Below are 13271 nucleotides of genomic sequence, written 5' to 3'. Positions count from 1 at the left end.
AGCAGTTGCCCGGTCAGCGCCGTCATGCCCAACGGCGCGGTCAGCGATCCTCGTTGTCGAGCGGAACCGGTTCGAGCGCGGGCAGGGGCAGCCAGAAGACGGGGATCATCAGGGCGTAGATGACCAGCCCGGCGGCGGGGGCGACCGTACCGACCGCCGCACCGAGGAGAGTCAGCACCGGTCCCGCCAGGAAGCGTCTCCCCACGAGCCTGCCCGCGTGCGCGCTGACCCGCGGATTCAACAGCCTCGGCGCGCGCATCGCGTACCACCAGAGGGCGTTGAAGAAGATCGCGCCCAGGCCGAAGGAGCCGCCGAAGAACAACACGGCGAGCGGCTCACCCGACCCGTTGCGAAAGGCCGCCGCGAGTACGGAGGCCGCGAACGGCAGGAACGCAACGGTCATCAGCAGCACGGTGTTGAGCAGGAGCACCCCTCGATCAGCGGCGACGACCTGGTCGAACATGACATGGTGGTTGGTCCAGATCGACGCGATCAGGAAGAAGCTCAGCACGTACGCCAGGAACGAGGGCCACAGCTCGACCAGACCCCGACCGAGGTTGGAGGTGTCCTCGGGCGGGTGGATCTCCAGCACCAGGAGCGTGATGGAGATGGCGAAGACGCCGTCGCTGAAGAACACGGTCCGGCTGGGGTCCCGGAGAGCGCTGTCCTGTAGCGCAGCCTCATCCCCCGGTCGTGTCCGCCGCCGGAAGCGCCACCGCCTGGCCATCAGCCTGCCCGGCCGAACGGACAAAAAGCCATAGATGTGAGCATAGTAGGGAAATCGTCCCGTCAACCTCCGACGTCGGGTGGAGAGGGCTGCTCGGGGGGTTTACCCATCGCGCGCATCGCGTCCGAGATGGCGATGCCGGCCAGGACGGCGACGGCGGTGCCGGCCACGGCCAGCGGCGGCACGAGGATCATCGCGGGCGCGACGGCGACCAGCAGGAGGGCGCCGATCAGCCGGGAGCGGGACACCCGCGCGAACACCGCGTGCTCGACCAGCATGCGTCCAGCCAGGAACAGCACCGGTCCGCCGAGGATGGCGATGATCCAGGAGGCACCGGTGGGCCCGAACGGATGGGTGATCACGATTTCGTAGCCGACGGCGATCGCGACGGTGCCGACGACCATGAGCATGTGGGCGATGAACGCCTCCCGGATGAGGTGCGCCGGGTCACGGGCGGCCGTGAGCGCCCCGGGCAGCAACTGGCCCGCCTTGAAGAGGTACACCCGGAACAACAGCACGGTCGTGGCGAACGAGACGGCGAACGCCGCAGCGGCGCCGCCCTCCTGGAACGACGTGTCGCTGTAGGCCGATCCGGTGGTCAGGATCAGCTCACCGAGCGCGATGATGAAGAACTGTCGGTACCGCTCGGAGATGTACTCCGCCGACACCGGCCAGCCCGGTCGGCTGGAGATGTTCCACGGCGCGGGGTAGAAGAGCAGCAGCGCCGTACCGTCGATGGCGAGGGCGAGCGCCCACAGCACCGTCCGCGCCGCACCCGGCAGCAGCGCTCCGACGATCCACGGGACGGCGGACATCGAGAACCACAGGAGCACCCCCGCCGCTCGACTCTGCGCCTTCAGACCGCGCAACGCCGGCACGATGACGAGGCCACGGACGATGTGCACCGCCACGTACGAGCCGGCGAAGACCAGACCCCCGGCACCGAACGCCTCCGGCACCGCGACCGCCATCATCAGGGCGCCGAGCATGGCCGTGTAGACCACGAACTGGACCTGTGGCCGCTCGGAGTTGTAGAGATCGGTGACCCACGCCGTGACGAACCAGAGCGACATGAAGGCCATCAGCAACAGGAACGTCTCGCCGACCTCGGCGAGGACCATTCGCCCCTCGGTCAGGTCCTCGACGAGCCGGTGGGAGACCCGGTTGAGCGCGAAGACGAACACCAGGTCGAAGAAGAGCTCCAGGAGGCTCGGCCGCTGCGGCTGCTCCGGCTTGCGAAGCAGCGTTGCTGCGCCTGTCGACATCCCGCCGCCCGACCTTGCCCGGATTCTTCACCTGTTGGGAATTGATACCACCTTCGGCGGCCCATCGGGGCCGGTACGACATGCCGCCGCCCTTTGGCGTCACCACCCGAGGCGTCCGGACCACGGAGACCGGCTTCCGCTCAGTCGTAGAACACGATGAACGCTGATGCGGAGTCGTTCGGGATCTCGTCTCCGCCACCCCTGAAATCCACTCCACTGTGCGCGGGAACGAACGTGATCCTGCCGCCGCCACTGCCGGCGGCGAAGCCGTGCTCGAAGACACCGATCGTGTGATTACTGCCGTTCCACACGGAGGACGCTGAATCGTTCAGGTTTTTTCCGTTGGTGTACTGGTACCAGCGGAAATCGGCGAAGCTGGCACCGGCATCGACGGTCCGGAACGCCATGGTCGAACCCGTCCAGCCAAAGTTCTCGTAGAAGCAGACCTCCACATACTTCTCGGCGCACCTGTACACCGCCTGTGCGGCCGTCGGGGCGACCGTCACCGAGACCACGACGGCCGCGGTGGTAGCGAACGTAGCCGCGAGAGCTTTGCGCTTCTTCACGTCATCTCCAACAAGAAATAGCCGGCAGAAATTTGCCACGAACCTACGGGCCAGTTCTTGATTCCTTCTGAACATCCCGTTCAGACGAGCTGCGGCGTTCTGCTCCAGGGCTCCGGCAAGAGCCCGAAAGGCCCCGGGCTCGAACGGCTCGCCCCACGGGAACGTCCCGGTCGTGCAAGGCCCGGAGAGCCCCGCAGACGCTCGCCGTACGCCACCGGTTCCAACCCCGCACCGGTCCCGACGGCGCGCTATCACGACCAGGTCCGGTACGTCGTCGCGAGTGATCAGGCGGCAGCGCCCGCCTTGAGGCGGGCGGTGATGTCGACGACCCGTCGGGCCTGATGGCGGGCCGCCTGGAGGACCACCTCGCCGGGCGGGCCGTCGCCGACCACGTGGGAGGTGCCGTAGGGGTTGCCGGCCTGGAACTGGACGGGGTCGGTGTAGCCGGGGGGCACGATGATGCCGCCCCAGTGGCAGAAGGTGTTCGCCAGCGCCAGGAGAGTGGACTCCTGGCCGCCGTGCGCCGTGTTGGATGAGGTGAACGCCGAGTACACCTTGTCGGCGAGCTTGCCCTGAAACCACAGCGGGCCCGTCGTGTCGATGAATGCGCGTAGCTGGCTGGCCGGGTTGCCGAAGCGGGTCGGGGTGCCGAAGAGCACCGCGTCGGCCCAGTCCAGATCGTCGTGGCTGGCCTCGGCGATGTCCGCCGTCTCCTGCAGGTGCCGGTCCCACTCCGGCCTGGCGCTGACCGCCGCCGCCGGTGCGGTTTCGAGCACCTTGCGCAGTCGCACGGTGGCGCCGGCCTTCTCGGCGCCCTCGGCGGCGGCCTGCGCCAGCGTGTGGATGGTGCCGGTGGAGCTGTAGTAGATGATCGCGACATGCACGGGTTCCACGGTCGATCTCCTCCCTCTGCGGTTCTGACCGGTACGACGAGACAGCGCGAGAAGATGTGAGGCGACCTGCGACCGCACAATTCGCGGCGACGGTTCGTCGTAAGGGGTGAGCCAGATCGTTCGAAGGAGTCGGTGAACCCATGGCCCACCCACCCGAGCGGCTGCACGACCGGCCCGATCCGAGCCTCAGCGCGATCATCAGCGAGCGCCGTCAGCTGACCAACCTGGCGTACCGACTGCTGGGCTCCCTGGGCGACGCGGAGGACGTCGTGCAGGAGACCTACGCCCGCTGGTACGCCATGTCCCCCCGACAGCAGGAGGGCATCGACGCTCCCGGCGGCTGGCTGACCACAGTTGCCAGCCGCATCTGCCTGGACCTGCTCCGCTCGGCGCGGGTCAGGCGCGAGCGTTACGTGGGCGAATGGATCCCGGAGCCGCTCCCCGACCGGGCCGAATGGATCAGCGGCCGGTCAAGCGGCGACGCCGACCCCGCCGACCGGGTCACCCTCGACGAGTCGGTCAGCATGGCCTTCCTGGTCGTCCTCGACGCGATGACCCCTGCCGAGCGGGTCGCGTTCATCCTGCACGACGTCTTCGGCTACCCCTTCGCCGAGGTGGCCGCGATCGTCGGCCGTACCCCCGGAGCCTGCCGTCAGCTCGCCACGTCGGCCCGCCGCCGCATTCACGTGCCGCGGCCCGATGCGGGCTCGTCGGCACGACGTGCCGATCTCGTCCGGGCCTTCAAACGCGCGTGGGAGGCCAAGGACATCGACGCGCTCATCGGCCTGCTGGCGTCCGACGCCACGGCGACCGGCGACGGCGGGGGGCACGTCACCGCCGCGCTCCGCCCGATCGAGGGAGCCGAGCAGGTAGCCCGCTTCTTCGTCGACCGGCCCACGGCGGCGGCCGGCGTGACACTTCAGGACTGCACGGTCAACGGCCAGCCCGGTCTGGTGGCTCGGCGGTACGGCGTCCCGGTGTCGGTGATGGCGTTCGACGTCAGCGACGACCACATCCACCACATCTGGGCCGTACTCAATCCCGACAAGCTCCGCTCCTGGAGAGCGACCTGTTGACCACGGGTCCACTGTGGAGGTTTTCGGGCGAGTGTCATGAGACTGTCATGTTTGGTCACCCGGCCGGGGGATACTTCAATCACGTTCGACTATCCACGGGGGATAGTGGTACGGGGGATCGGCTCAGCGGCCGAGTCAGTGCCGCCCGGCCACCGCCGCGCCGCAATGCCGGGTGAGATGATGATCAGGCCCGGTGTCTCCATGAGTTGCGGGGGACGACAGGACGTGCAGTCGCACACGCCAGGGCAGCAGTTCACGCAAGAAGGCGCTCAGGCCGGCTCGGTCGCGGGCTCACCGCAGGCGCCGGAAGTCGCCATCGATCGGCTGGCTCAGCTTTCGCAGGACCTGGAACAATTGGCCGAGGCGATCCTCGACCAGTGCGCGGATGTCAGCCAGCAAGATACCGAGTCCGATGCGGTTGAGCTGATCACCAAGGTGCTGACGCTGCAGACGCGCTCGGTCACCATGGTGGAATGCGCCGTCGCGCACGCCCGCTACCGAGGCGTCAAGTGGCGGCAGATCGGGGATCTGCTGGGCGTGAGCCGACAAGCAGCTCACGCCCATTTCAGCAACATCGTGCAGCAGCACCGGTGTCCCACGTGATCAGACCAGCAGGCGTGCGCCGGCCATGGCGAACAGGCCGGCGCCGAACGACCACAGGAACCGTCCGAGGCCCATGATGATGGCGACCGACACGTGCATGAGGATCGCGCAGACCATCCAGGCGATGAGCGGCCATCCACCGAGAATGAGGAAGATCGGGCAGGAGACCTCGATCAGGATCACGCTCCAGGCGGTGAGCCGCGTGATCGTGGGCCGGTTGAGCATGTGCCAGGCGATCTGCGCCGAGCCGAACCGCGGCGAGTTGACCGCCAGAGCGACCTGACGTCCGTGCCGCCACGCCGGCACCCGGAGCTTCGCCACGCCGCTCCACAGGTAGGCGAGGCAGACGTTCAGGGCGACCAGCCACGCCGCCCAGTCGGTCAGGGCGGTCGACGGCACCAGCCAGAGCACGCCGAGGCCGGCCAGCACGATCATGAGCATGATGTCCGCGCCGTCACCGAGCGGTTGGAGTGCGACCATCAGGTAACCGAGGATCAGAACGGCCGCCAGCCCTCCACCGGACAGGCACGCTCGCGGGTCGACGAGGAACCAGCCGCCGAGCAGGGCCGGCAGCAGGGCGATCATCCGGTGCGCGAGCACCCACCGCGGGCCGGCGGCGGCGTCCGGGCGCCGCCAGCGGGCCAGCCCGGGAAGCGCGGCGGTCAGCTCGGCGCCGGTCACCAGCAGGGCGATGCCGGCCACCCGGGCGGCCAGCGGGAACAGGTCGTCGGCGAAAAGACCGCTCGGGAACCATTCAGCTGTCATGACGGACCTCCGATCGGCTGCTTGCTGCGGGGAGGACGGGTTCGCGGGCGGACACGAAGATCGTGCGAGGCGGCGATGTGGTCCAGTACCCACGGGTCAGCACCAGCCGGAACTCGGCCCGGTCCGCAGTTGTGGGGTCGGCGGTCCGCAGCGCTGAGCGGCGTACCGACGCCATGACCCGCCGGTATGCGGGGTCGTCACGCATGTCGCGGCCGTCGGCCGCACCCCCGCTGATCAGCCGGTACGCCAGGATCTGCGCGCTCTGATCGGCGCGCTGGCTGGGCCGCCACATCGCGGACCACCAGCGCCAGCGGTTGCTCGTCAGCGGTGTCCAGGGGTGCTCGTCCGCGTCGGCCGAGGTGGCCGCCGCCGATCTGCTGTGCATCCGGTAGGACAGGTCGAGGTCGAACATGCCGAAGCGCTGAGCGAACAGCCCCCAGAACGGCAGGATCGACCGCAGCGTTGCGACCCCGATCCGGACCTGTCGCATCCGGCGGTCCACCGCCGGCACGAAGCTGATGATCGCGGCCGCGGTGTAGGCGGAGAACAGCAGCAGGAAGCACCACGCCAGGAGGTGACCGATCATCGCGCACCGACCGTGTCCGCCAGGGCCCGTGGGCCGGTGGCCTGGTGCCGGTCGCGCAACCCGGCCACGACGTCGGCCACGCGGGAGACGCCGCCGACCGCACGCAGCGCCCCCGTGCGCAGCACACCACCGATGTTGGCCTCCCCGGTGACGACGCCCCGCAGGGTGGCCGAGTCGGTCAGGATGCGGGCCCGCGGCAGGCACGGCCGGTCGCAGAACGACGCCTCGCCGGTCGCGGGGTCGATCAGCCAGGAGGACTGCCGGTCCTCGATCGTCACCAGCACGTGGTCCCGCAGGCGGTCCTGCTCGTGGGAGCAGAGCCGCGGGGCCGGATCGTCGCCGCCCAGCACGTCGGCCAGCGCAGTGACGGCAGACCGGTCCGGGCTTTCGCCCGCCGGCCCTTCGGACGGCAGGGCATTCCAGTCGGGTCCGACCTCCGGGTGGTCCAGCTGTCGCAGGCACTCGTTCATCCGCTGCATGAGGTCGGGCGGGATCAGGTGGATCGGTACGCGTCGTCCCGTACCCACGCTGTCGGCGGAGACCCGGTCGGTGAACGGCAGCTTGTGGTCGCCGGCGCCGATGTCGTGCTGTCCGGCGAAAGCCGACCGGGACAGGCCGGGGACGTCCTCGACGCCCAGGAATCCGGTCAGCCGGCGCAGCTCGTGGTCCGGGTCGCGGGCGAGGTCCTCGTACCGGACGCGCACCGTGCGGTCCGGGTTGCGTCGCTCGTAGCTCAGCAGCGCCTCGGTGTGATCGCACCAGTACCGCACGAGCGCGTGCACGGTGTTGCCGGGGGACTTCTGGACGTACTTCTCGAAACCGTACGCGGCGAAGCCCCAGCGGCTCGCGTCCAGGCCGGACATCACGAAGTCGAGGCAGTGCCGGTGCAGGGCGACGAAGCGGGCCTGCGGAAAGACGTCGGAGAGCAGCGGTGCCAGCCAGAGGTTATCGAGCGACTTGTCGCACCAGAGGCGCTTGTCGCGGGCCCGGGCGTACGCGCGCATCGGCCGGTCCACCGCCGTGCGGATCTCGTCGATCACCTCGGTCGGCAGCGGACCTCGACCACCGGAGAGGCAGACCTGCCGCCAGGCTCGTTCGGTGGTCTCGCACACCCGGGCCACGCTCGTCTCGGGTGGGCTCGCCAGCTCCGGATGGGCGTCCAGCAGAACCCGCAACAGGGTCGACCCTGACCGGGCGAAGCACAGGATGAAGACCGGGCCGTCGGTGCTGGTGCGCGGCTCGCTCGTCATGGCGTTACCTCCAGTCTGATCAGTTGACGGCGCTGACGTCGGTGAGGGACCGCGGGCCACCCGGGACGACCGTGAGCGGGGTGAGATCACCCGCGGTCATCCGCAGCGCCCGATCGCAGGCGCCGAGGACCGGCGCCGAATGGGCGACCACGATCCGGGTACCGGGCATCATCTGCAGCGCGGTGAGCACGGTCTGCTCGGTGCCCGGGTCCAGGTGGCTGGTGGGCTCGTCGGCCACCAGCAGGTCCGGCCGGGCCAGGAAGGCGCGGGCCAGGGCGAGGCGTTGCCGCTGCCCGCCGGAGAGGTGCATGCCTCGGCTGCCGATCGGAGTGTCGAGCCGCAGCGGCATCGCCGCGACGTCCTCCTCGACAGCGGCGAGCTCCAGCGCCTCCCATACCGCCCGGTCGGGCACGCCAGCGCGCCACGCCAGCACGTTGTCGCGGATAGTGCCAGAGAACAACTCCGGGTCCTGCGGTACGTAGGCATAGGACAATTCGCCGGGCGTCCGCCGGCCGCCTGCGTCGACGCGCACCCGGGTCACGGTGCCCGATCGCGGCTGGTACAGGCCGAGGAGAAGGTGGATGAGGGTGGTCTTGCCCCCACCGGTGGCCCCACCGATGCCGAGCAGTTCGCCGGGGCGCACCTCCAGTGACACGTCGTCGACCACATCGGCGCCGTCCTGGTGATAGCGATAGCTGACCCGCTCCAGCCGGATCGCCGCTCGGGCCGGCTGCCGGTCGGCGCCGGTGACGTCAGCGGTGTCCTGGCCGGTAGCCGTATCGCCGGCATGCGCGACCGGCGCCGGCGCTGCGCCGTCGATGATGTCCTCCAGCCGCTCCAGCTGGCCGCGGACCAGGAAGATGCCCTGCGCCCCGGTCACCAGGCGCCCGAGGGTAGCCAGGAACATGCCCGCGACGGTCAGCATGGCCAGCACGGAGCCGAGCCGTACGGTGCCGTCGGCCGCCAGCCAGACGCCGGTTAGCACGATGGTGATGGGGACGGCGAACTGCACGAGGCCGGTGAAGGCTTGCAGGGTCTGCAGTTCGGAGTCGCGCTTGAGGCCCCGGGCGGCCGACGCCGCGAAGGTCCGCAGCCAGCGTCCGGTCACCCCGGCTTCCAGCCGCATCGCCTTGATCACCGCGTAGTTGTTCACCGCGTCGACCGAGTTGATCTGAAGCTCGGCATCGGCGCGGAGTGCCTCCCGCTGGGCAGCCTCCACCCGCCGACCGAAGGCGACTGCGGCGCCCATCTGCAACGCGGCGCCCAGCAGCGCGATCACCGACAGGGCCGGCGAGACGGCCACCAGGGCGGCCAGATAGATCAGGGTCAGGGGCAGGTGCAGGCCGGCGGCGAGAAGCAGCAGGGTCAGGGAATCCCGGAGGGCGGCGTTGGCGGAGATCCGGGAGAGGATGTCCCCCGCCGCACGCTGCTCGAGGAATTCCAGGTCCTTGCCGAGGAGGTGGTGGACGAAGGCGGTCATCAACCGCGCGTCGATCCGGGCCCGTAGGCGCAGGACCAGTCCCGACTGCAGCAGAGTGCCCAGGAACTGCAGGCCCAGACAGCCGGCCGCCGCGACGCCGACCAGCCAGGGCGACAGGTGCCCCTCGCGGGCCACGGCGGCGTTGACCGCCTCGCGGGTGAGCAACGCCGGGCCGAGAGTGGCGGCGACCATGATCGCGGTGGCGGCGATCAACTGACCGCGCAACCCGCGAGAACTCCGCGTGATCACTCCCCGCAGGGACAACCGCGACGCGACGTCCGGCGACGAATGCTGCCGCCCGTCACCGGCAACGCCGAAGACGATCAGCGGCCCGGACATCCGCCGCGCAAGGGCCTCCGCATCGCAGCGTTGCCGGCCCTGCCCCGGATCGACCATCTCGACCTGGCCACCCCGCACACGGGTGAGCACCACGAAGTGGTTGCCGTCCACGTGCAGGACTGCCGGCATCGCGGTCGAGGTGACCGCGGCGCGCAGATCCTGCACGGCGTACGCCCGCGCGGTCAGTCCATGGGCGGTGGCCGTCGCTAAGATCCGGGCGACGGACGTACCGTCCCGGCCGCTACCGAGAGCGCGCTGCCAGAAGCCGGTCGAGGCGCTGCGGCCGAGAGCGCTGCCGACCATCGCCAGACAGGCCGCGGCGCAGTCCGACTGGGACATCTGCAGGATCGTCTGAACCCGTTTCGCCATCGCTGCCGCTACCTCCCGATCCGGTCCACGACCAGCACCAGCACTCCGAGCGCGAGCAGGATCCACACCGCGAGCGCCACCCACAGGCGGGTGATCGAGCGCTGCGCGGCCAGCCCACACAGCGCCGCACGTTCCACCCCGGCGGCGGACGCCTCGACGCCTTCGTACGGATCGGTGACGCTGTCACGCATCGCCCCGCGCTCCTTCCTCGACGGGCCCCTCCGGCGACCGGCAGCCGGCCGGCAGGCTGAGCGTCACGACGCGCGGAACGGCGCGTGGTTCCAGATGCCGCAGCAGACCAAAGCCGACGCCCGCGACGCCCGTGAACAGGCCCGGATCCGGCAGCGGCCGCGGCAGGCCCGTCCGCCAGCCGTGCCGCTCAGCGGCCGCGAGGAGTCCACCGAGGTGGACGCCGTACTCCTGCTCGCATCCGGCGGCTCGCAGCAGCTCCAGTGCTCCCATGGCGCCGTGGCAGAGGCTCTGGTCGTACCCGAAACCGTGCTCGACGGTCAGCCGGACCGCCAGGTCGATGTCGCGCTTCTCCTCGCTGTCGATCAGTGCGCCACCGCCGGCCGCCTCCTCGCCGAGTGCCAGTCGGACCAGTCCGATCCCGGCCCCGCCACGGCACCAGCTCTGCCGCTTGCCCTCCTGCGGCACTCCCTCGCGCGCCAGCAGGGCGTCGTGCCAGCCACCCGCGTCGGGACGGCGCTGCGAACGCTCGGCGTCGATGCACACCCGGGCGGCGGTGTCCCATCCGGCGCCGGGAAACAGGCCGGCTCCCCGACCGAAGGCGAGGGCCGCGCCGGACATGCCATGTGCCACGCCCGCCGGGATCTCCTCGGCACGCAGGACGGATTCCAGCTGCATCGCGGTCGATCGGAGGAACCGGTCGGCGGCCGCCGCGTACACCTCCGGGCCGAAGGCCGTGGCAAGCTCGGCCGCCGTGGCGGCGATTCCGGCGGAACCACCGAGCAGGTCCCAGCAGTCGGTCGGCAGCGGGGCCGGTGCCAGCCGGCCAGCGACGTCGCGGGCCCAGCGAGCCAGGCCGGGATCCCCGGCGGAGTGGCCGAGGCACGCCGCCACGTACACCGTTCCCCAGAGCCCGTTCAGCACGCCAAGCTGACGGTTGCGGGCCAGCTGCTCCAGCGTGCTGTGCTGCAGCACGGACTCGGCATCGACCAGCATCGCCGACCGGGCGGAGGTGGCCAGCCGGCTGCGTGATCCGGTGATCAGGTCCAGGTACCCCGCGAACAGGGCGATCCCGGCGACGCCGTCGTAGAGACCGAAGGGGCTCGGTCGCACGCCGAACATTCCGCTGGACACCTCGACACCGCCCAGCCACCAGGCTCGGCCGCGATTGTCGGCCATGTCGGCGGTCAGGGCGTCCCTGATGTCGGTCGCCGCGCGAAGGACGGTGTCGCTGTCCGGCGTTGCAGCGCGGACCGGGGAGTACGACTGCCGGTGCCGTGCATCGGCCGGGATGCGCAACAGTGACAGGGTGGCTCGGATGATCCCGGTCTGCACCCGCAGATCCTCGGCGGACAGCGAGCGCAGCCGCTGGCGGACCAGGTCCAGCCCGCTGACCAGCAGAGCCGACGAGTGCACCAGTTCGCCGTTGGAGAGCAGGTCGACATCACCCGCGCGGCGCTCGAACGTCGGTATGCAACCGTGCAGTAATCCGCGGCGTTCGCTGCCGAACAGATGGAGGGCGAGCTGCCGCTCGTGGGCGTTCGCCGGCCAGATCGTGTTGACGACTTCCTCTTGCTTGAGTGCCGACCGGGCGGCATCGGGATGGCCCAGCTCGTACAGCAACTTGCCGTACTGCCAGCTCGGTCGCACGATGTGCCGCACGCGGGCCCCGGCGAACCCGGCCAGGAGCTGGTCGAGGTGATCACGGTCGGCCAGGAACATTCGGTACGCAGCGACGAAACCGTCGGCGACCGTGTCCTCGTACCCGACCACCGGCACCACGCGGCCGTCGAGCACCGGCATGTGCGTCGCGTCCTCCGCCGGCAGGGACCGCATCACGAACTCGGACCGGCCGTGCTCGTCGACGCGCAGCTCGCGGATCTGCCGGGGCTGCCGCCGTTCGCCGACGGCGCCGAGCATCGAGAGGTCCAGGGCCGTCGGCAGGTCGCCGCGGTGGCCGGGTTCCGGCAGCAGACCGGAGTCCAGGACGGTGGTGGCCTTCACCCCACCCATCTCCTCGACACCGTCGCCACGGGTGCGGAAGGAGGTGGTGAACAGGCACTCGGGATCGACCAGGACGGGCGACCGGCCGTCACACAGCACGTTCTCGTAGTGCAGATCGGTCGCCCGCATCAGGTACGCCAGCGCAACGAGCGCTCCCGAGCGGCGATAGAAGGCCCGCACCTCGTCGGCCGAGCGAGCCGGCGACCACGCGACGAACTCCTGCCACCCGTAGCGACCGCGGTCCACCGATCGGGGAACCCGGGGGGCGAGTCCCGGCTCGTGGCTGTCCAGCCACTGCAGAACCGTGGTGAGCTGGACTTCCAGGGCGAGGCTGCGAGGCTTGTAGAGGAGCTGGGTGTCGTCGGCGAAGGTGAGCAGCAGCACCGCGCCCGGCTCGTGCAGGTCGCCCACGGCGCGTACGGCTCGCATCTGCCCGGCCTCGACCCCGCCGAGCAGCGGCGTGATGAGCGGACCGTCCGCGCGCAGCCTTTGCAGCATCTCGGTGAACGTGCGCAGGTATCCGTCGAGGATGTGCTTCACCTGGCGAAGCAGAGGGGCGTAACGGTCGGCGAATTCGGCTGCGGCGGGGCGGGCCGCGTACCGGACGGCCAGCGTCTTCGCCGCTTCCGCCTCGGTCCGCCGGGCAGTCGGCGCTTCTCCGGCCTTCCCGGCTTCGTCGACCGGGGCGTCGAGATCTTCTGCGGCCGCGCGACACGCGAGCCGGCGAACGTCGCCCAGCAGACTGCGGAGGTAGCGATCGGCCACCGTGGCCGCCGCCCCCTGACCCTCGGCGCGTCCCGCCTCGGTGAGGGCCCTGTGCAGGTCGGCGAGCCGGGGCCACAACGGCAGCAGTGGCCAGAGAACCGGCTCCTCGGTCATCCAGCCGACCGGAGACTCCGCCAGCGTATGCGGCAGCTCCGCAGGCCCGGATCCAGGCGCGTCACCCGCAGGTGGTGGGCTGCCGCCGACGGGAAGGGAGAGTCGGGTACGCAGTGCGTCCTCCGGCAGCGTCCGGAACGGCGGCACCGTGGACCAGCGCCGCATCAGGTCAGTCGACATGGAGCCTCCCCGCGTCATGGATGAGGACGGCCGCCCGCCCCGGTCGGGCCGGGACGGGCGGCCGGTGCACCGGACTACTCGGCGCAGCGCTTCCGCGCGA

The 13271-nt window shown here is 70.3% G+C and carries 12 protein-coding genes; 2 read left to right on the top strand and 10 right to left on the bottom strand.

Annotation, left to right across the window (positions count from 1 at the left end):
* Positions 1–40 precede the first annotated feature (40 nt).
* The 4 genes from AB0I89_RS25805 to wrbA all read right to left on the bottom strand — a co-directional run bounded on the left by AB0I89_RS25805 (position 41) and on the right by wrbA (position 3451).
* Positions 41–637, bottom strand: a complete 597-nt coding sequence (locus AB0I89_RS25805; RefSeq protein ID WP_357131729.1) for a TMEM175 family protein — start codon at positions 635–637, stop codon at positions 41–43.
* 152 nt (positions 638–789) lie between these two features.
* The gene (locus AB0I89_RS25800) at positions 790–1992 is read right to left on the bottom strand and encodes a low temperature requirement protein A (RefSeq protein WP_357131726.1); all 1203 of its coding nucleotides are present in this window, start codon (positions 1990–1992) and stop codon (positions 790–792) included.
* A 140-nt stretch (positions 1993–2132) separates the two neighbouring features.
* The gene (locus tag AB0I89_RS25795; RefSeq protein WP_357131723.1) at positions 2133–2558 is read right to left on the bottom strand and encodes a peptidase inhibitor family I36 protein; all 426 of its coding nucleotides are present in this window, start codon (positions 2556–2558) and stop codon (positions 2133–2135) included.
* Between the two features lie 284 nt (positions 2559–2842).
* Positions 2843–3451 (bottom strand): NAD(P)H:quinone oxidoreductase, encoded by a 609-nt coding sequence (gene wrbA, locus AB0I89_RS25790; RefSeq protein ID WP_357131720.1) that lies wholly within the window; start codon positions 3449–3451, stop codon positions 2843–2845.
* Positions 3452–3591: 140 nt separating this feature from the next.
* On the opposite strand from wrbA, the gene sigJ reads away from it, so the two are divergent.
* Together sigJ and AB0I89_RS25780 are read left to right on the top strand one after the other, a co-directional pair.
* A complete protein-coding gene (gene sigJ / locus AB0I89_RS25785) occupies positions 3592–4527 on the top strand; it encodes an RNA polymerase sigma factor SigJ (protein WP_357131717.1) in 936 nt (311 codons plus the stop codon).
* Between the two features lie 225 nt (positions 4528–4752).
* A complete protein-coding gene (locus AB0I89_RS25780) occupies positions 4753–5130 on the top strand; it encodes a hypothetical protein (protein WP_357131714.1) in 378 nt (125 codons plus the stop codon).
* Here AB0I89_RS25780 and AB0I89_RS25775 read toward each other — a convergent pair whose 3' ends face one another.
* Genes AB0I89_RS25775 through AB0I89_RS25750 form a run of 6 tightly spaced genes read right to left on the bottom strand, consistent with a single transcriptional unit; the run spans position 5131 to position 13171 of the window.
* A complete protein-coding gene (locus tag AB0I89_RS25775; RefSeq protein WP_357131711.1) occupies positions 5131–5895 on the bottom strand; it encodes a hypothetical protein in 765 nt (254 codons plus the stop codon). It abuts the gene before it with no gap.
* Positions 5885–6481: a hypothetical protein gene (locus AB0I89_RS25770; RefSeq protein WP_357131708.1), complete on the bottom strand. Its 597-nt coding sequence runs from the start codon at positions 6479–6481 to the stop codon at positions 5885–5887. The genes AB0I89_RS25775 and AB0I89_RS25770 overlap by 11 nt, the downstream gene beginning before the upstream one ends.
* On the bottom strand, positions 6478–7731 hold the full coding sequence (locus tag AB0I89_RS25765; RefSeq protein ID WP_357131705.1) for a sulfotransferase: 1254 nt from the start codon (positions 7729–7731) through the stop codon (positions 6478–6480). Before AB0I89_RS25765 ends, AB0I89_RS25770 begins: the two co-directional genes overlap by 4 nt.
* A gap of 19 nt (positions 7732–7750) precedes the next feature.
* On the bottom strand, positions 7751–9919 hold the full coding sequence (locus tag AB0I89_RS25760) for an ATP-binding cassette domain-containing protein (RefSeq protein WP_357131702.1): 2169 nt from the start codon (positions 9917–9919) through the stop codon (positions 7751–7753).
* An 8-nt stretch (positions 9920–9927) separates the two neighbouring features.
* Positions 9928–10110, bottom strand: a complete 183-nt coding sequence (locus AB0I89_RS25755; RefSeq protein WP_357131699.1) for a hypothetical protein — start codon at positions 10108–10110, stop codon at positions 9928–9930.
* Positions 10103–13171, bottom strand: a complete 3069-nt coding sequence (locus AB0I89_RS25750; RefSeq protein ID WP_357131696.1) for a type 2 lanthipeptide synthetase LanM family protein — start codon at positions 13169–13171, stop codon at positions 10103–10105. Before AB0I89_RS25750 ends, AB0I89_RS25755 begins: the two co-directional genes overlap by 8 nt.
* Between the last annotated feature and the right edge of the window lie 100 nt (positions 13172–13271).

It is taken from the genome of Micromonospora sp. NPDC049801 (assembly GCF_040656575.1).
GTDB lineage: Bacteria > Actinomycetota > Actinomycetes > Mycobacteriales > Micromonosporaceae > Micromonospora.
Note: the sequence above shows the minus strand (reverse complement) of the source record. Positions and strands in the feature narration are given on the sequence as shown.